The sequence below is a fragment of the Streptomyces sp. NPDC088254 genome (assembly GCF_044740925.1).
GTDB lineage: Bacteria > Actinomycetota > Actinomycetes > Streptomycetales > Streptomycetaceae > Streptomyces.
In genome coordinates, this window is record NZ_JBIURQ010000002.1 from 256,840 (window position 1) to 274,807 (window position 17,968).

Annotated in this window: 16 protein-coding genes; 11 read left to right on the top strand and 5 right to left on the bottom strand. The window is 70.0% G+C overall.

The genetic code is table 11. The annotated features are described in order from the left end of the window. Positions 1-59: 59 nt before the first annotated feature. From ACIOC0_RS08045 to ACIOC0_RS08085, 9 genes are all read left to right on the top strand, one after another. Complete coding sequence (locus tag ACIOC0_RS08045) at positions 60-623, top strand: hypothetical protein (RefSeq protein ID WP_402153630.1); 564 nt, start codon at positions 60-62, stop codon at positions 621-623. A gap of 12 nt (positions 624-635) precedes the next feature. Then, entirely contained in the window at positions 636-1,199 is a 564-nt protein-coding gene (locus tag ACIOC0_RS08050; protein WP_402153632.1) for a hypothetical protein, read from the top strand. Positions 1,200-1,218: 19 nt separating this feature from the next. Continuing rightward, positions 1,219-3,402, top strand: coding sequence for a hypothetical protein (locus tag ACIOC0_RS08055; protein ID WP_402153634.1), 2,184 nt, complete (start codon positions 1,219-1,221; stop codon positions 3,400-3,402). 39 nt (positions 3,403-3,441) lie between these two features. Next, complete coding sequence (locus ACIOC0_RS08060) at positions 3,442-4,071, top strand: hypothetical protein (protein WP_402153635.1); 630 nt, start codon at positions 3,442-3,444, stop codon at positions 4,069-4,071. 24 nt (positions 4,072-4,095) lie between these two features. Beyond that, positions 4,096-4,722 (top strand): hypothetical protein, encoded by a 627-nt coding sequence (locus tag ACIOC0_RS08065; protein ID WP_402153637.1) that lies wholly within the window; start codon positions 4,096-4,098, stop codon positions 4,720-4,722. Continuing rightward, positions 4,719-5,798, top strand: coding sequence for a hypothetical protein (locus tag ACIOC0_RS08070; protein ID WP_402153639.1), 1,080 nt, complete (start codon positions 4,719-4,721; stop codon positions 5,796-5,798). The genes ACIOC0_RS08065 and ACIOC0_RS08070 overlap by 4 nt, the downstream gene beginning before the upstream one ends. Further along, positions 5,795-6,442, top strand: a complete 648-nt coding sequence (locus ACIOC0_RS08075; RefSeq protein ID WP_402153641.1) for a hypothetical protein — start codon at positions 5,795-5,797, stop codon at positions 6,440-6,442. Before ACIOC0_RS08070 ends, ACIOC0_RS08075 begins: the two co-directional genes overlap by 4 nt. Before the next feature lie 133 nt (positions 6,443-6,575). Next, complete coding sequence (locus tag ACIOC0_RS08080; protein ID WP_402153643.1) at positions 6,576-8,072, top strand: WhiB family transcriptional regulator; 1,497 nt, start codon at positions 6,576-6,578, stop codon at positions 8,070-8,072. A gap of 22 nt (positions 8,073-8,094) precedes the next feature. After that, positions 8,095-8,358 (top strand): hypothetical protein, encoded by a 264-nt coding sequence (locus tag ACIOC0_RS08085; protein ID WP_351090280.1) that lies wholly within the window; start codon positions 8,095-8,097, stop codon positions 8,356-8,358. Between the two features lie 139 nt (positions 8,359-8,497). On the opposite strand, the gene ACIOC0_RS08090 is transcribed toward ACIOC0_RS08085, so the two are convergent. From ACIOC0_RS08090 to ACIOC0_RS08110, 5 genes are all read right to left on the bottom strand, one after another. Further along, positions 8,498-8,950 (bottom strand): heat shock protein transcriptional repressor HspR, encoded by a 453-nt coding sequence (locus tag ACIOC0_RS08090; protein WP_130438710.1) that lies wholly within the window; start codon positions 8,948-8,950, stop codon positions 8,498-8,500. A gap of 5 nt (positions 8,951-8,955) precedes the next feature. Next, complete coding sequence (gene dnaJ / locus ACIOC0_RS08095; RefSeq protein ID WP_402153646.1) at positions 8,956-10,131, bottom strand: molecular chaperone DnaJ; 1,176 nt, start codon at positions 10,129-10,131, stop codon at positions 8,956-8,958. A gap of 33 nt (positions 10,132-10,164) precedes the next feature. Further along, a complete protein-coding gene (grpE, locus tag ACIOC0_RS08100) occupies positions 10,165-10,818 on the bottom strand; it encodes a nucleotide exchange factor GrpE (RefSeq protein ID WP_352244708.1) in 654 nt (217 codons plus the stop codon). Then, positions 10,815-12,665: a molecular chaperone DnaK gene (gene dnaK, locus ACIOC0_RS08105; protein WP_352244707.1), complete on the bottom strand. Its 1,851-nt coding sequence runs from the start codon at positions 12,663-12,665 to the stop codon at positions 10,815-10,817. Before dnaK ends, grpE begins: the two co-directional genes overlap by 4 nt. Positions 12,666-12,760: 95 nt before the next feature. Further along, positions 12,761-14,095, bottom strand: a complete 1,335-nt coding sequence (locus tag ACIOC0_RS08110; protein WP_402153648.1) for an MraY family glycosyltransferase — start codon at positions 14,093-14,095, stop codon at positions 12,761-12,763. Positions 14,096-14,298: 203 nt separating this feature from the next. On the opposite strand from ACIOC0_RS08110, the gene ACIOC0_RS08115 reads away from it, so the two are divergent. Next, positions 14,299-16,590, top strand: coding sequence for a (Fe-S)-binding protein (locus tag ACIOC0_RS08115; protein ID WP_402153649.1), 2,292 nt, complete (start codon positions 14,299-14,301; stop codon positions 16,588-16,590). A gap of 272 nt (positions 16,591-16,862) precedes the next feature. Further along, the gene (locus tag ACIOC0_RS08120; RefSeq protein ID WP_402153651.1) at positions 16,863-17,864 is read left to right on the top strand and encodes a Yip1 family protein; all 1,002 of its coding nucleotides are present in this window, start codon (positions 16,863-16,865) and stop codon (positions 17,862-17,864) included. Positions 17,865-17,968: the final 104 nt, after the last annotated feature.

Here is a 17,968-nt window from a genome sequence, read left to right on the forward strand (position 1 = left end):
CCGGCCGGGCCCCTGTCACGCCACCGCCCCACAACGCCATCACGCCAAGGACGGACACCATGCGAACCCAGCGAGCGCTCACGGCAGGCGCCGCCCTCATCGCGCTGACGGGAGTGGCGGGCTGCGGAGGCGGTGACGACGACGGGGGCGCGAGCGCCGGCGGCGACCGGAGTTCCGCGAGCGGGCTGCCGAAGGCCGCGGACCTGGCGTCCGTCGCGTCCTACCTGAACGAGTACACCTCCTGCCAGGACCTGACGGCCGGCGCCGAGTACGACGCCGGTCACCAGGGCGACGGCCGCGCCTGGGGCACGGAGGAGGCCGCGGATCCGTCGTGGGCCATCAAGGAGCGCGGCGTCTGCACCGACAGGTCAGGCCGCCCCGTCGCCCTCCTGCTCGTCTCCGACATGACGAAGTTCCAGACATCCGTCAAGAAGGACGGCTCCGAGTTCCTCGTCGGCGAGGACTTCGCGGTCGTCCCGGTGGGTGACGAAACCGTCCGCAGCCTGCAGGGGTCCGGCCTGCGGTTCCTGACCTGCGACGCGGACTTCTCCGCCCCGAGCGGTGCCGAGAAGAAGCCGAGCCTCGTGGACGGCTGCGTCCTGACCGATCATCTTCCCGAATAAGCGAGTAACACCATGCGCATCAAGCGAGCACTCACCGTCGGCGCCCTTCTCCTCATGTCGGCGTCCCTGACGGCCTGCGGAGGCGACGACGGCAACAGCGACGGCGACGGGACAGCGAGGAGCCCCGGGCTGCCGGAGGCGGCGGACATGGCGTCCGTCGAGCAGTTCATGAACAAGTACACGTCCTGTACGGGCCTCACCCCCGGTGACGAGTACGACGACTCCGCCCTGCAGGACAAGGACCCCGCCTGGGGGGAGGACCTGGACAACGATCTCTGGGGGATCAAGGAGCGCGCCGTCTGCCGGGACGCGTACCACGATTCCAACACCCTGGTCCTGGTATCGGACATGAAGAAGTTCCAGGCCACGCTCAAGGCGAAGAACTACAGCGGCCTTCTGGCAGGAAAGAACTTCCTGGTGCAGCCGGGCGACGACCAGACGGTCAAGGAACTCAAGGCGTCCGGCCTCAAGTACCTCTCGTGCGATCCCGGCCTCCACCTGCCCAGCGGCTACAAGCAGGAGCCCGCACTGGTCGAGGGGTGCGTACTGACCGACTACTTCCCCGCCGAAATCTGATCCCTCCGAAGGGCTTCTCATGCTGACCCGCATCCGGCCGCGCCCGGGCCGTCCGACGCGCCCTCGGACGAGGCGATCCCTGCGCAAGGCACTCGTCTCCACCGGTGTCGCCGCGCGGGCCATGCTGTTCCTGGTACTCGCGGTGGTCGCGCTCTCGTTCTCCGCTCCGCAGCCGGCACACGCTCTCTTCGACACGTGTGACTGGACGTCGGACAGCATCGACCAGATGGCCGACATGCCCGGCCCCGCTGCGGAGAACGTCTTCCCCTCGGTGAAGCAGTGGGACGGCAAGCGCGAACTCGTCTCCGGCGCCACCCGGATGGACGGCCCCGCGTCGAAGTACACCCTCTACGAGCTCAGCGCCATGCGAGGACTCAACTGGGCCTCTACGCAGCAGAGTCGGAGCCAGGCCCAGCAGGACGAGCGCGGCAAGCCGGCCGGCGGCGACGACTGCAGCCTCCAGAACGAGATCTACAACAGCATCGCCCAGGCCATCTTCGACATGAGCAAGATCGTGAGCCGGGCCGCGATCAGCATCAAGGAGATCTCCTCCAACCCGAGCCCCCTGGCTGCCCTGTACGACGGCTCGGTCTCAGGTGACGACAGCGTGGTCGACCGCCTGAACAACGGCGTCTTCAAGCTGGCCGTGCCCACCATGATCCTGCTCACCGGCCTGTGGGTGTTCGGCAAGTGGCGCAAGGGCGACATGCGTGAGGTCTGGTCGGGCGTGGGCTGGGCCGCCTTCGTCGTGATCGCGGTGTCCGCGTTCCTGGTCGACGGGAACTACGTGACCGTGGTCGAGAAGGCCGACTCGGGCATCGCGCAGGTGAACGCCGCGCTGGCCGAAGCCGTGCTGGACGGCTCGGTGAACGACGTCAACCCACCGTGTGATCTGCCCGCCAACGCGCCCCAGCGCGGCATGCGGATATCGAGCTGCGCCATGTACGACACGCTTGCCTTCCGGCCGTGGGCCATTGGCCAGTTCGGCGACCCGGGCAAGGACCGGATGGAGTACAAGGGCGGCGGGAAATGCGAGTTCGGCACGGGCAAACGATGCACGGACCTGCGCGCCAAGCAGGTGTCCGTCCAGTCGGTGTCGAACATCGAGTACTACCAGAACCCGTCGCAGGCTGAGATCGAGCAGGACGAGAAGGACATCATCGAGGCCAAGGAGAACCAGTACGGGGAACTGCGCAACTACATAGCCAAGAACGAGAGCGCCCGTGTCTACGAGCAGTGGGCCGGCCACAAGCCCGCCAACCGCATCAGCATCGGCGTCTACGCTCTGGTGGCTTCCCTCATCGTCGGCCTGATGGTGATCGTGCTCAGTGCTCTGACACTCCTGTGGCACGCAGTCACGCTCATCATGGTGATCCTTCTGCCCCTGGTCGCGATCATCTCGATCCACCCGACCCAGCAGAAGCTGCTTCGGGGCTGGTGGCAGACCTTCGTGCACAGCTTCGTCCTGCGCGCGGGATTCGGCGTGATCCTCACGATCCTGCTGCTCTTCTACCAGCTGATCCTGCCGCTCCAGGTCCCGCTGGGCATGCAGCTGCTGATGCTTCTCCTGGTCACCGTCGCCGTGATCACCTTGCTGAAGAACCTGCTGTCCGGCAAGTTCTCCCCGCAGGTCGCGGGCGCGGACGACGCCCTGGGCGTCGGGGAGGCGGCCGGCGCAGCCGGCGGCAACCTGACCGACAAGGCCGCGGGTCTGGTCAAGCCCAAGGACGGCGCGATGGGCCGGGTCGCGGGACGCGTGGCGGGCACGGCGGCCCGGAACGTCGACCGGCGACTGCTCGGGGCCAGGTTCCAGCGCGCCGGGCTCCTCCCGGTGGGCCAGCGTGAGCAACGCCAGGCCACCTACGAGGGCACGCGGATGACGCACAAGAACTACCGGTCGATGGTCAAGGAGAACAAACAGGAGCGGGAGGAAGCCGAAGAGGCCAAGCGCGCCCGGCGCACCGGCCGGGTGAGCGCGGCGGTGCCGAACAAGGGCGCCGACCCGTCGGCGGCACCGCAGCCGACGGGGCAGCAGCCCGCCCAGCCGCAGCCCCAGCCGAGGCCGGCGGCCACCCAGGCCCAACCGCCTGCGCAGCAACCGTCGATCCCCCGCCCGGCGGCTCAGCCTCAACCGCCCGCACCCGCCGCTCCCACCCCGCCCCCACCCCCGCGCGACCCCCGCGGCCCCAGCGGCCGCGTCTGACCCCGACCGCCCGTCCGCCTCACCCCGAGGAGCCACCGCATGCCCGTCCTGACCGCCGACCGCAGCCCCGACCGACTGGTCGCGGAACTCGAGCGGCTCATCGGCGTGGACTGGCCCACGGTGTGGGCGGGAGTCCCGGAGGACGAGGAGAAGCGCGAACGCTGGTGCGCGGGCTTCGGGTGGCGCCCGCTGTGGTTCCAGGGCGGCCTGTGGGTCCGTACCGAACAGGGCGGACGCCTCCACCTGACCACGGTCGCCCCCGGCCGTCCGGTCACCCGCGTCGAGCAGGTGCTGTGGTCGGTGCGGGCCGCCTCGACGGCGGAGAACGAGTCCGTGTCCTCGCTCGCCGCGACGAAATGGCCCGGCTACCTGGACGCCGTCCGGGCAGTGCTGAGCACCCCCACCTGGAACGGCGACTGGGACACGCCCGGCTTTCCGGCCCCGCCCGGCCGCGCGTACTGGGGCGACGACGAGTGGCGCCGGGAACACCGCGACCCGTACCGCCTGGCGGTCTGGTCCTTCCGTACGCCGGGAGCTCCGCTGTTCGTGCTCAAGGCGGGCCTCTCGCCCGGTACGGCGGCGGGCTGGGGGCCGGGCAGTGCGACGATCTCCCTGGCCTGCCACGGGCCGGCCGACTCCGGGGACGAGGGCCCCGGCTGGCTGTTGTGACGACGAGGAACCAGAGGAGCTGACATGGGACTCACTTCAGGTCCGAAGGACCGAACCCCGCAGGAACTGGTCACCGAACTGCGCGGACTGACGGACGTCGACTGGCCGACGGTCTGGGCCGGCCCGCCGCACCCGGGCGAGGGCCTGGACATGTGGTGCGCCCAGTTCGGCTGGGTCCCGACAAGCTTCGAACGCGTCCTGCAGATCCGTACCGACACCGGCGGTGCCTTCACGCTCAACAACCTCGGCGGCAGCTGGGCTCCTGTGACACACGTGCGCCATTGGCTCTGGGGAGCAAGTGCCGAAACCGTCGAGGACAACCCCGCCCTGTTGGGGGAGGCAGCCCGCGTCTGGCCCTTGTACGTGACTGCCGCCTCCGCCGAGTTGGGCGAACCGACTTGGGAGGGAGCTTGGGACGCCGACGACTTCCCGCAGGAACTCGGAAACCACGATGTCGGCTCACGGGACTACCGGCATGAGCAGCAGGACCCCCACCGATTGGCGTATTGGCTGCCGCGCGAGGCGACTGCCCCGCTGGTCGTCATGGAGATCTCGCTCAAGGTGGACACCGCCGGACCGGCGCCGCGCCGTGGCGCCGCCAACCTGTCAGTCGCCTTCCACCCGAGGCCGATCGAGATCGGAGGACTGTGAGTCCCCAGCCGATACCCAAGTACATCGAGCGGCTCGCCCTCAAACTGGCCAACACGGAAGCGGAAAAGGCTCAGCAGGCCAACACGAGGGAGGGTGCCCGGGAAATCGCCCGTCGTCTGGAAGCTGAAAGTGAGGCCGGCGGCTTTCCGTCTGTCAAGGAGTACATCGCGGCCCTTACGAAGGACCCGCAGGGCGTTGCCCCCGCCGAGGGCACGCAACCCACCAGCGCCTTCTGGTCACACGGGACACCCCACGCCGAGGCGCCCCCGAACTGGCTGGGCGAGAACTTCCTCGACAATCGCTACGTCGCTGAGGCCTGGGCCGTTTCACAGAACAAGCGCAGTCCCGGCTCCGCCCGGACTCTCGAGACGACGGACGGCGGCCGTCGGCTGAACGCGATGTACCTCTTCCAGGACTCGGTGCGCAATGCCCTCGGTGGCGACGAGCAGGGCTACACATACGAGTGGGCACGCGACTGCTGGGGCGACATCTCGCAGACCTACGCCGAAGCCGCCCAGGGCCCCGTCGTGGTCTTCGCCGAGACCGCCCACACACGATCGATCCTCTACAAGAGTGAGCTCCCCACCCTGCACACCAACCAGCGTGTCGGCGTGGAGGAAATCCACTTCGCCTACAGCGCCCCGCAGGGATGGTCACAAGAGGCGCGGGACGAACTCGGCGCGGACGCGGTGCGCGCCCAGGTCCAGGTCGATGACCCGACCCTCCCGCACTACATCGATCCAGCGACGTACGCGACGCAGGATCCGGTCGCCCGCAAGGCCGCACTCGAGGCTGAATGCGCCTCGGTAGCAGACGAGCGCGAGCAACGAGCCGCCGAGAGAGCGACGAACACCTCGACAGAAGCGACGGAGCCAAAGGCTCCTGAAGCCGAGGCACCGGCGAGGGAAACACCGGAGCAGACAGCGAAACCGCCGGCTTCCCTGCCCGTCTGGCAGTTGGGCTTCAGGCCCACCCCCGTCAAAGCCGAAGCCGCCCCGACCGCGTCCGCTGCCGAGTCGAAGGCCCCGCCCTCCCCCGACCTCGGCAGACAAACCACCGGCACGGGGCTGGGATGAGCGTGAAAGGAAGGTCCACGCAGCGGGCCGCCCCGCCCGTCGGGAGCCGGGCCCGGCTCGTTCGGCGTTTCCTTCGCCAGGAGGCGAACGATTCCTGGGCCACCCGCCTGCTCCCCCGTCTCGTCTTCGGCCTCGCCGCCGCCTACACGCTCTTCGCCATCGCCTCCCAGAGCGGCTCGAGCTTCGTCACGGTCTGCGTCCTGCTCGGCCTCGGCGGCGTCCTGTGGCTGCTGCGCCGTCGTGGGCAGCTGCTGCTCGCCCTCGGTGCGACGATCCTCACCGCCGCCTTCACCGGCTACTTCTCCGAGGTGGGCGACTCGGCCCGGATGAGCACCAGCGCCACCGTCACCGGACAGGCCGCCTTCGGTTACTGGGCGCTCGCCGGCATGGCTCTCCTCGGCGCGTGGATGGTGAAGGAACACCCCGGTCGGCGCGGGGTCACCGTATGCATCGCGGATGTGATCCTCGTCATCGTCTCCGCCGTCGGCATGTTCTGGCCGCAGGCCGGAGTCCCGCTCGGTTTCCTGGGCGTCATCGGTGTGTTGGCGGCCCGCGGCAACGGCGCGAAAGCGGTTACGACCCGTGCCCACAAGGCCGTCGCCCGCCTCCGTCGGCGCAACGCCACTGACTCCGAGGACAGTTGAGGCGCCTGTGAATATTTGGTCTCGTCACTGTGCCGGCTCTGTACGTGCTTTGCAGATGCGTTGCACGGCATTGAAGGATCGAACTAGAGTCCACCCGCATCAGGCATTACCACGGGGGACTACACACATGCGTATGGCCAGCCATACGGCGCTGCCCGCGCGTCCACCGCGCGGGCCTGCACGGGGGGCTCACACGGGTCGCACAGCCGACGCCGCCCTGCCCTGCCAGCGCCGCCCGGACGTGTTCCAGCACCCGCTGCTGGAACCGTCGACCGACCTGCCCGACAGCTCACCCGCACTGCGCCGCCAGCACCTCGTCCTGTCCCGCACGGCCCGTGACCTGTGTGCTTCCTGCCCGCTGTGGGCCGAGTGCCTCCAGGACGCCGTCGTCCACGCCGAGCCGTACGGCTACGCGGCCGCGACCACGCTGGAGGACCGCCGCTGGATCCGCCGCACGCTCGGCATCGGCGACGCCGCGGGCGACCTCCCCGCCCCGCCGGCGCCCGAGGACCGCGGATCCGGCCCCGAAGCCGCAACCGGCACCGGGGACCCCTCCCGCCGGCTGATGCGCCTGCGCTCGCGCACCACCGACCCGGCGGCCCGCCACCCTTTCGAACACGGCTGGCCCGAAATCGACGCCATCCTCGATGCGTTCGACATCCGGCAGGAGCAACTGGCGGCACAAAAAAGGATGTTGCGTCGCTCCCTGTCCGACATCCCCACCCCGTTGCACGAGCACACCGGCACACAGCCGACGTACCGACCCGCCCCGCCCCCGTCACCACAACTCGAAAGCAGGACACAGGACATGGCAGCGGCCGAGTCCGGGCAACGGATCGCCTTCTCGTACGAGGATCCCGCCCAGGCCGTACGACAGACCCTGCTCGGCCCGCTGATCCGCTCCGCCCTGCCCGCCCTCACCAGCCTCGAACAGCTCGCCACGATGCTGACGAGCGTCCCCGGCGGGGACGTCACTCCCGAACTCCTCCGGGGCGTCGGCGCCGTACGGCGTGCCGTGGCGAAGCTGGCCCCCTGCGACACGGCCGGCCCCGACGCCACCGCGGAGGCCGCGCCCCTGCGCACCCTCACCGGCTCGGTCTCCGTCGAGCTCGCGGCCACCGACCCGGTGGCGGCGCTGCGCCGCGACTTCCTTGAGCCGCTTCTGCGCGAACTGGCCGCCTCCCTCACCAACATCGAGAAGGTCGCGACCATGCTGGCCGCCACCGAGGACGCCGACGACCCTGGCCTGGAACCCCTTCGTACGGCCCTGCGCGACCTGCGCACCCACCTTCCGGCCGCCCCCGGCGTACCGCCCGGCTCCCCGGGCCGGGTCGCGGCCGCCCCACCGCACCGCCGTCCGGCCACCGCGCCCAGCATCCGCGCCGCCGTGGAGACGGCCGTGTCCACCTTCCCCGGCCCGTTCTCCGCCCGGGACGTGCTGCGCGCCCTGCCACCCGGCGTCTACGGCGACCCTTCGAAGACGATCAGCAACGTCCTCTCCTCCATGGTCAAGTCCGGTCGCCTGCGACGCCTCGCCCGGGGCACGTACGCTCGCACCCTCGCCGTCCCCGACCACGCTCTGCCCGACCCGGCCGCACGGCCCGGTCAGGACCAGGCGAAGAGCGCCTGAGCCGGAAGGAACCCGGAACCCGATGACCGAACCGACCACCCCGACGCCGCCGCCGGCCACGGCGGACGCCCAGGTGCACGTCTTCTCCCCCAACGCCGGCCTGGTCGACGGCGTACCGGTCACCGCACCGCCCTACGGCGACATCCAGGAGGTCATTCTCTCGATCCTCCAGCAACGCGCCCAGCAACTGGGCGCCCCCACCCCCGCCACCATCACCGACAACCGCTACGGCGGCGCCATCCGCCTCCTGATCCACCCGGACGGATCAACGGAACAACTCACCTGACGGATCCGCCAGTTCGCCCGCAGATCGCCTGCGCGACCCGCGTGAGAACGAGGGCGACGCCGGCGGCTTCCTCTCGACGGTGGACGACGCGCTCAAGCGCAAACGAAAGGGCCGGGAGGCTTGTTGCCTCCCGGCCCTTTCAGTCGGTCTGTTGCTGGCGCTTGGGGCGCCATACCACCAGCGCGCTGGTCTGCTGTACCTCCTGGTACGGCACCAGGTCTCGGCGGTACGAGGCGTGTACCGCGGCCTCTCGTTGCTGCATGGCCGCCGCCGCGCCGTCCAGGGCCGACTGGAGTTCGGCCACCCGGGACTGCAGTGCGGCGACCTGGTTCTCCAGTTCGATGATCCGCTTGATGCCGGCCAGGTTGATACCCTCGTCCTGCGACAACTGCTGGACGGTGCGCAGCAGTTCGATGTCGCGGGCCGAGTAGCGGCGGCCCCGGCCGGCGGTGCGGTCCGGGGAGACCAGGCCCAGGCGGTCGTACTGGCGCAGCGTCTGCGGGTGCAGACCGGAGAGCTGGGCCGCCACCGAGATGACGTAGACCGGGGTTTCCTCGGTCAGCTCATACGGGTTGCGCCGACGGCCGTCCATGCCTCTCATGCTCCCTTCGCCGCCTCGAACAGCTCCGTCCGCGGATCCTCCTCCGCGGTCGCCTCGCGATACGCCTCCAGTGCGTCACGAGCCTTCCCCGACAGGTCCTTGGGAACACTCACCTCCACGGTGACCAGGAGGTCGCCGCGGGTGCCGTCCTTGCGGACCGCTCCCTTGCCCCGCGCGCGCATGGTGCGCCCGTTGGGCGTGCCGGGCGGCAGCTTCAGCGTCAGCGAAGGACCGCCCAGGGTGGGCACCTTGATCTCGCCGCCGAGCGCCGCCTCGGTGAACGTCACCGGCACGGTCACCGTCAGGTTGTCGTCCTTGCGGCCGAAGACCGGGTGGGAGCCGACGTGGACGACGACGTACAGGTCGCCCGCCGGGCCGCCGCGCTCGCCGGGGGCGCCCTTGCCGCGCAGCCGGATGCGCTGCCCGTCGGTGACGCCCGCGGGGATGCGGACCTGCATCGTGCGGGAGGACTTGGCGCGGCCGCTGCCCGAGCACTCCGTGCAGGGGTGCTCGGCGATCAGGCCGCGGCCCTTGCAGTCGGGGCAGGGGTCGGTGAGGGAGAACCCGCCGCCCGAGCCGCGCGCCACCTGCCCGGTGCCCACGCAGGTCGGGCACACGCGCGGTGTGCCGTTCTTGTCGCCGGTGCCGGAGCAGGCTTTGCACGGGGACTGGGAGGTCATGCGCAACGGGACCGTCGCGCCCTCGATCGCCTCGGTGAAGCTGAGGGTGACCTCGGTGTCGATGTCCTGTCCGCGCCGGGGTTGCGTGCGCGTCCCCGCGGTGCCGCCGCGGTTGAACAGTCCCCCGAAGACGTCACCGAGCCCGCCGCCGAAGCCGCCGGCGCCTCCCCCTCCGCCCTGGGCGCCCCCGAAGAGGTCACCCAGGTCGAAGTTGAAGCTGCCGCCGGCGCCGGGACCCGGACGGAAGCCGCCGTTTCCGAAGAGGGCGCGCGCCTCGTCGTACTCCTTGCGCTTCTTGGGGTCGCCGAGGACGTCGTTCGCCTCGGAGATCTCCTTGAAGCGCTCTTCAGCCTTGACGTTGCCCTTGTTGGCGTCCGGGTGGAACTCGCGGGCGAGCTTCCGGTACGCCTTCTTGATCTCGGCCTCGGTGGCGTCCTTGGGGACGCCGAGGACCTTGTAGTAGTCCTTCTCGATGAAGTCCTTGGTGCTCATCCTCGACGCCCCTCCTTCCTTGTCGGTTCAAGCTCAGCCCTCGTCCGGGCCACCGCTCTCCTTGTCGTCGGACTTCTCGGCGTCCTCGGCCTTGACCGTCTGGGCGCCGGGCTGGGGTTCGGCCACCGCCACCCGCGCGGGGCGGATGGTGCGCTCGCCGATCCGGTACCCGGGCTGCAGAATCGCCACGCACGTCGTCTCGGTGACGTCCGGCGCGTAGCTGTGCATCAGGGCTTCGTGGATCGTCGGGTCGAAGGGCTCGCCCTCCTTGCCGAACTGCTGCAGGCCCATCTTCGCCGCGACGGTCTCCAGCGACTCGGCGACCGACTTGAAGCCGCCGACGAGTTCGCCGTGTTCCCGCGCGCGGCCGATGTCGTCGAGCACGGGCAGGAGCTCGGTCAGGAGGTTCGCGATGGCGATCTCCTTGACCGCGATCCGGTCGCGCTCGACCCGGCGGCGGTAGTTCTGGTACTCGGCCTGGAGGCGCTGGAGGTCCGCGGTGCGCTCGCCGAGCGCGGTGCGCACCTGGTCCAGCTGGGCCACCAGTCCGGCTGTCTGGTTCGCGTCCCCGGCCGGGGCCGCCCCCTCCGCGTCAGCGGTGGAGTCGGCCTTCGGCTCGGCGTCGTCGGGGGTGGCGCCGGAGGGGACGTCGGGCTTCTCGTCGAAGCCCGGGGTCTCCTCCGTCACGCGGCACCGTCCTTGCGCTCGTCGTCCACGATCTCGGCGTCGACGACGTCGTCGTCGGCGCCCTTGGCGCCCTCGCCCGCGGCGCCCTCGGGGCCGCCCGCGCCCTGCGCGGCCTGGGCGTCGGCGTACATGGCCTGGCCCAGCTTCTGCGAGACGGCGGCGACCTTCTCGGTGGCCGTGCGGATCTCGGCGGTGTCCTCGCCCTTGAGCTTCTCCTTCAGCTCGGCGACGGCGCCCTCGACCTCGGTCTTGATCTCGCCGGGGACCTTGTCCTCGTTGTCCTTGAGGAACTTCTCGGTCTGGTAGACCAGCTGCTCGCCCTGGTTGCGGGCCTCGGCGGCCTCGCGGCGGCGGTGGTCCTCCTCCGCGTACTGCTCGGCCTCCTGGCGCATGCGGTCGACCTCGTCCTTCGGCAGCGAGGAGCCGCCGGTGACGGTCATCTTCTGCTCCTTGCCCGTGCCGAGGTCCTTCGCGGTCACGTGCATGATGCCGTTGGCGTCGATGTCGAAGGACACCTCGATCTGCGGGACGCCGCGGGGCGCCGGCGGCAGACCGGTCAGCTCGAACATGCCGAGCTTCTTGTTGTACGCCGCGATCTCGCGCTCGCCCTGGTAGACCTGGATCTGCACGGACGGCTGGTTGTCCTCGGCCGTCGTGAAGATCTCGGAGCGCTTCGTCGGGATCGTGGTGTTGCGCTCGATGAGCTTGGTCATGATGCCGCCCTTGGTCTCGATGCCGAGGGACAGCGGGGTGACGTCGAGGAGCAGGACGTCCTTGACCTCGCCCTTGAGGACACCGGCCTGGAGCGAGGCGCCGATGGCGACGACCTCGTCCGGGTTCACGCCCTTGTTGGCCTCCTTGCCGCCGGTCAGCTCCTTGACGAGCTCGGCGACGGCGGGCATACGGGTGGAACCGCCGACGAGAACGACGTGGTCGATCTCGGAGAGGTTGATCCCGGCGTCCTTGATGACGTTGTGGAACGGCGTCTTGCAGCGCTCCAGCAGGTCCGCGGTCAGCTGCTGGAACTGGGCGCGGGTGAGCTTCTCGTCCAGGTGCAGCGGGCCCTCGGCGGACGCCGTGATGTAGGGCAGGTTGATCGAGGTCTCGGTGGACGAGGACAGCTCGATCTTCGCCTTCTCGGCGGCCTCACGCAGACGCTGCAGCGCCATCTTGTCCTTGGCGAGGTCCACGCCGTGGCCGGTCTTGAACTGCTGCACCAGGTAGTCGACGACGCGCTGGTCCCAGTCGTCGCCGCCGAGGTGGTTGTCGCCGTTGGTGGCCTTCACCTCGACGACGCCGTCGCCGATCTCCAGGAGGGACACGTCGAAGGTGCCGCCACCGAGGTCGAAGACGAGGATCGTCTGGTCGTCCTTGTCGAGGCCGTACGCGAGCGCGGCCGCGGTGGGCTCGTTGACGATGCGCAGGACGTTCAGGCCCGCGATCTCGCCGGCCTCCTTGGTCGCCTGGCGCTCGGAGTCGTTGAAGTAGGCCGGGACGGTGATGACCGCGTCGGCCACCTTCTCGCCGAGGTAGGCCTCCGCGTCCCGCTTCAGCTTCTGCAGGATGAAGGCGGAGATCTGCTGCGGGTTGAAGGGCTTCCCGTCGAGCTCGATGGACCAGTCGGTGCCCATGTGACGCTTCACCGAGCGGATGGTCCGGTCCACGTTCGTGACCGCCTGGCGCTTGGCGACCTCGCCGACCAGCACCTCGCCGTTCTTGGCGAAGGCGACGACGGACGGCGTGGTCCTGGCACCCTCGGCGTTGGTGATGACGGTGGGCTCGCCGCCCTCCAGAACGCTGACGACGGAGTTAGTCGTGCCCAGGTCGATGCCGACCGCACGTGCCATGGTGATCTTCCTCCAACTGACTTGAGTGCAACGGACTCAAGTGTGCACGACGGCTTCCGTGCGGTCAACAGACGTGAGTCGAGCTGACTCAACTCTTATCCGTTCCTTACACGCAAGGGGCCGCTGACCTGCGAGGAATCCATCCGACGAGCTGTTCGGACGACCGTTTCGGCCGAGCTGCGAGGGGGACTCACAGCGGACACAGGTTGACGCCGTGGCCGCTGCCCGCCCCGCCCAGGGGCCTCACCGGCGCGGCGGGCATCCACCTCACCGGCCCGGCGTACGTCGGCCTCCTCCGTACGGCGTACGACGCCCTGTCCCGCGCGGCGCGCGCCCACGTCCCCCGCGCGACGCGAGCCGCCGTCGGCCAGGCGGCCGTCAGGCGCACGCCCGTCCACCGGGCGGTATTCCGCCGGGCGCCCCTCACCGACGCGCCCTTCCGCCCAACGCCCTTCGCCGGCACGCCCGTACACCGGCACCCGCCACAGCCCCAGGACGACGAGCGAGGTCACGCCCGCCACCCACAGCACGGCGTGGGCGTCCGCCCAGCCGGAATGCACCAGCACTCCCACGAGTACCCCGGCGAATGCCGTGACGCCGATGACGATCGTCACCCCCTGGGGTGTGAGGCCGAGCCGCCGCAGCCGGTGCGCGAGATGGTCCCGGCCGCCGCGCGTCAGCGGCCGGCCCGCGACGCGCCGTGCCAGCAGGACGAGGGCGACGTCGGCGACGGCGACCGCGGTGAGCGCGAACAGCACGGCGGCGCCGGTGGCCGCCTCCTGTCCCGCGCGCGCGGACACGGCCGCCGCGGCCAGCACGAACCCGGCGAACAGCGAGCCGCAGCCGCCGAGCGCCACGCGCGCGGGTGGCCAGTTGTGCATCAGGAAGCCGGTCAGCGCGGCGGCCAGGACGCTGAGCAGCACCGCGAGCCCGTCCATCATCTCGGCCGCGACGCAGGCGCCCACTCCGAACGCGGTGACAACCCCGACCGTCCCGGCGACCCCGTCGGCGTGGTCGAGGGCCCGGAAGGCGAGCGCCACGCACGCGATCCAGCACACGGCCACCGCTCCCTCGCCGGCGCCGGTGTCGCCGTACGGCACCACGAAGGCCGCGGCGATCACCGTACCGAGGGCGAGCAGCCACGTTTTGAGCCGCCACAGGTCGGCGGCCAGTCCCAGCACGGCGACCCCGGCGGCCGCGGCGAGCAGCACGCCCATGCCGTCCCGCAGGGGTGCGTATCCGGTCCACTCCCCGGCGGCCACCACCAGGCAGGTGGCCAGTACGACGGCGGCGCCCCCGGACAGCGGAACGCGCCGCTGGCGGTGCCGGCGGTCGAGCAGTCCGAGCCGCAGCGCGGGCGCGCGCAGCAGCACGGCGAGGACGGCGGTGAGAAGCAGGGCGCTGGTGGCGGCGACGATCCCGTAGAGCACGGATATAAATTAGTCATGAATGTACCAATTTGGTACGAATAACACGGTCGGGATCGGAAGGGATTTCTGAGGTGACCCTCAGCGATTCAGATCACGCCATGCCCGGCTACAGTGCGGCGGGAGATCGGGGTAGTCTCAGACGGACTGCATAAGTTACCGCTTAGTAATCTCGAACATCCCCCTCGCAGGCCCGAGGAGCCCCCATGCAACTCGCCGCGATCATCGTGTCGCTGGTCCTGACCGTGGTCGGCGTCGCGCTGCTCGCACGCGCGATCGGCCAGTTCGTCCGCTACTTCAAGCTGGGCCAGCCGGTCCCGGCGGGCACCCGGACGGACAACCCCTACCAGCGCAGCGTGACCCTGGTGAAGGAGTTCCTCGGCCACACGCGCATGAACCGCTGGGGCATCGTGGGCTTCGCCCACTGGTTCGTCGCCGTCGGCTTCCTCACCCTGCCGCCCACCCTGGCGCAGGCGTTCGGACAGCTCTTCGAGGCCGACTGGACGCTGCCCGTCATCGGCGGCTTCCTGCCCTTCGAGCTCTACATCGAGTTCATCGGCGTGATGACGATTCTCGGCATCGCCGTGCTGATCGTCATTCGCCTGCTGAGCCTGCCGTCCCGCCCGGGCCGCAAGTCCCGCTTCGCCGGCTCCAAGGCGGGCCAGGCGTACTTCGTCGAGTACGTCATCCTCACCATCGGCCTCGCCATCTACGTGCTGCGCGGCCTCGAGGGCGCGATCCACCACGTGGAGCACTACGAGGCGGCCTACTTCGCCTCGTACCCGCTGGTCCTGGCCTTCAAGGGACTGAGCGTCGGCGCGCTGCAGAACCTGATCTACTTCACCGCCATGGTGAAGATCAGCACCTCCTTCATCTGGATGATCGTCGTCTCGCTGAACACCAACATGGGCGTGGCCTGGCACCGCTTCCTGGCCTTCCCGAACATCTGGTTCAAGCGCGAGGCGACCGGCGGCACCGCCCTCGGCGGACTCCAGCCGATGACCTCCGGCGGCAAGCCGATCGACTTCGCCGACCCCGGTGACGACGACGTCTTCGGCGTCTCCCAGGTCGAGCAGTTCTCCTGGAAGGGCCTGCTGGACTTCTCCACCTGCACCGAGTGCGGCCGCTGCCAGTCGCAGTGCCCCGCCTGGAACACCGGCAAGCCGCTCTCCCCGAAGCTGCTCATCATGTCGCTGCGCGACCACGCGCACGCGAAGGCGCCGTACCTGCTGGCCGGCGGCGGCAAGACCATGGAGGGCGAGGAGAAGGCCTCCGAGGAGCAGCTCAAGGACGTCCCCGCGGCCGCGCTGGCCGAGGCCGAGCGCCCGCTGATCGGCACGGCCGAGGAGAACGGCGTCATCGACCCGGACGTCCTGTGGTCCTGCACCACCTGCGGCGCCTGCGTCGAGCAGTGCCCGGTGGACATCGAGCACGTCGACCACATCGTCGACATGCGCCGCTACCAGGTGATGATCGAGTCGTCGTTCCCCTCCGAGGCGGGCACGATGCTCAAGAACCTGGAGAAGAAGGGCAACCCCTGGGGCCTGGCGAAGAAGCAGCGCCTGGAGTGGCTGAAGGAAGTCGACTTCGAGGTGCCGGTCGTCGGCAAGGACATCGAGGACCTGTCCGAGGTCGAGTACCTGTACTGGGTCGGCTGCGCCGGCGCCCTGGAGGACCGCGCCAAGAAGACCACGAAGGCCTTCGCGGAGCTGCTGCACATCGCGGGCGTCAAGTTCGCCATCATGGGCGGCGACGAGAAGTGCACCGGTGACTCCGCCCGCCGTCTCGGCAACGAGCCCCTGTTCCAGGAGCTCGGCATGGAGAACGTCATGGCGCTGAACATGGCGTTCGGCGAGGAGACGGACGACGAGGGCAAGGTCACGCCCGAGTCGAAGAAGCCGAAGTCGGCCAAGAAGATCGTCGCCACCTGCCCGCACTGCCTCAACACGCTCGGCAACGAGTACCCGCAGCTCGGCGGCGACTACGAGGTCATCCACCACACCCAGCTGCTCCAGCACCTGGTGGACGAGGGCAAGCTGATCCCCGTCACCCCGGTCGAGGGCATCATCACCTACCACGACCCCTGCTACCTGGGCCGGCACAACAAGATCTACACGCCGCCGCGCGAGATCATCGCGAACGTCCCGGGTCTTCGCAACGAGGAGATGCACCGCCACAAGGAGCGCGGCTTCTGCTGCGGCGCCGGCGGCGCGCGGATGTGGATGGAGGAGCGGATCGGCAAGCGCATCAACAACGAGCGCGTCGACGAGGCTCTCTCTCTGAACCCCGACATCGTCTCGACGGCCTGCCCGTTCTGCCTCGTCATGCTCACGGACTCCGTGAACGGCAAGAAGAACGACGGCAAGGCGAAGGAGTCCATCCAGGTCGTGGACGTCGCCCAGCTCCTGCTGGAGTCGGTCAAGACCCCCGCCGAGGACGAGCCCCCGGCCGCCGCCGGGGAGACGGAGAACGAGCCGGAGCCGCAGCCGGTGAAGTGAGCTTTCTCCAGGGCTCTTTGACACGCCCCCTGTCCAGCGCGCTTCCCGCGCGACGGACGGGGGGCGTTCGTCTTGGGGGGTAGGGCGGGGGGTGAGGCGGTAGTACGGGTCGGGGTAGGGGTGAGCTGGGAGGCGGGCGCGGGCTCAGGTGCCGGTGGGGTACGGGTGGGCGTACGGGTCTCCCTTAGGGGATGTCACAGGTCGGCCGCAAAGCCGGTACCGGAGGGTAGGGCCGGGCACGTCGCTCCGCGGGACCAGGTACGTTCGAAGGCGTGGCTGGATTCAGGATCGGACGCGGCGGCCGGGACGGCCGCGCTGCGCAAGCGCGACCCCAAAACCCTCCGTACGGGCAGCAGGCGCCCCAGGGGCAGCCGCCGTACGGCTCTCCCTCGACGCCGCAGCGGCCGCAGTACCGCGGCGGCGGCCAGCAGCCGCCCCACGGCGGCGGTGGCGGCGGGCAGTGGCCTCCGGCCAACGCCGGTGGCCGGGGCGGCGGTTACGGCGGGCACGGGCCGAGCGGCGGGCACGGCGGATACGGCGGTCAGGGCGGCGAGCCGGAGTACTTCGGCGGCGGCGACCCCTACGCCGGCCCCGCGGGTGCGGGCGCCCCGCACGACCCGTACGCGGCGAACAACCCGGGTCACACGCAGGCCTTCTCGATCGACGAGCAGGACCGGTACAACCAGGGTGGGACCTACCAGGCCGGCTCCGGCGCCCCCGCGGGCCCGATCGGTCCGCGCCTGCCCTGGAAGGAGCTGCTGAAGGGGATCGTCCTCTCCCCCAATCAGACGTTCCTGCGGATGCGGGACTACACGATGTGGGGCCCCGCCCTGATCGTGACCTTCCTCTACGGCCTGATCGCGGTCTTCGGCTTCGACGACACCCGCAAGGACACCATCAACGCGACGCTGTCCAACGCGATCCCGATCGTCCTGACGACGGGCGTCGCGATGGTGCTGAGCGCGTTCATCCTGGGCGTCGTCACCCACACCCTCGCCCGCCAGCTCGGCGGCGACGGCGCATGGCAGCCGACAGTGGGCCTCTCCATGCTGATCATGTGTCTCACGGACGCCCCGCGCCTGATCGTCGCGATGTTCGTCGGCGGCGACGCGGCGTTCGTCCAGATGCTGGGCTGGGCGACCTGGGTCGCGGCCGGCGTCCTGCTCACCCTCATGGTCAGCCGCTCCCACGACCTGCTGTGGCCGAAGGCGCTGGGCGCGTCGGCGATCCAGCTGGTGGCACTGCTGTCGATCGTGAAGCTCGGCACGTTCTAGCGGCCTGCCGCACCCCTCAGGGGCTCAAGTGAGGCTCCCCGCCTGTCTGTTCGGCGGGGAGCCTTTGCGTGGCGCTACGAAGGGACAACGAGCACGCAACGGGT

Excerpts from the sequence above, each read along its gene's own strand:
- ACIOC0_RS08045 (WP_402153630.1), top strand. The coding sequence starts at position 60 with ATGCGAACCCAGCGAGCGCTCACGGCAGGCGCCGCCCTCATCGCGCTG.
- ACIOC0_RS08050 (WP_402153632.1), top strand. The coding sequence starts at position 636 with ATGCGCATCAAGCGAGCACTCACCGTCGGCGCCCTTCTCCTCATGTCG.
- ACIOC0_RS08055 (WP_402153634.1), top strand. The coding sequence starts at position 1,219 with ATGCTGACCCGCATCCGGCCGCGCCCGGGCCGTCCGACGCGCCCTCGG.
- ACIOC0_RS08060 (WP_402153635.1), top strand. The coding sequence starts at position 3,442 with ATGCCCGTCCTGACCGCCGACCGCAGCCCCGACCGACTGGTCGCGGAA.
- ACIOC0_RS08065 (WP_402153637.1), top strand. The coding sequence starts at position 4,096 with ATGGGACTCACTTCAGGTCCGAAGGACCGAACCCCGCAGGAACTGGTC.
- ACIOC0_RS08075 (WP_402153641.1), top strand. The coding sequence starts at position 5,795 with ATGAGCGTGAAAGGAAGGTCCACGCAGCGGGCCGCCCCGCCCGTCGGG.
- ACIOC0_RS08080 (WP_402153643.1), top strand. The coding sequence starts at position 6,576 with ATGGCCAGCCATACGGCGCTGCCCGCGCGTCCACCGCGCGGGCCTGCA.
- ACIOC0_RS08085 (WP_351090280.1), top strand. The coding sequence starts at position 8,095 with ATGACCGAACCGACCACCCCGACGCCGCCGCCGGCCACGGCGGACGCC.
- ACIOC0_RS08090 (WP_130438710.1), bottom strand. The coding sequence starts at position 8,950 with ATGGACGGCCGTCGGCGCAACCCGTATGAGCTGACCGAGGAAACCCCG.
- dnaJ (WP_402153646.1), bottom strand. The coding sequence starts at position 10,131 with ATGAGCACCAAGGACTTCATCGAGAAGGACTACTACAAGGTCCTCGGC.
- dnaK (WP_352244707.1), bottom strand. The coding sequence starts at position 12,665 with ATGGCACGTGCGGTCGGCATCGACCTGGGCACGACTAACTCCGTCGTC.
- ACIOC0_RS08115 (WP_402153649.1), top strand. The coding sequence starts at position 14,299 with ATGCAACTCGCCGCGATCATCGTGTCGCTGGTCCTGACCGTGGTCGGC.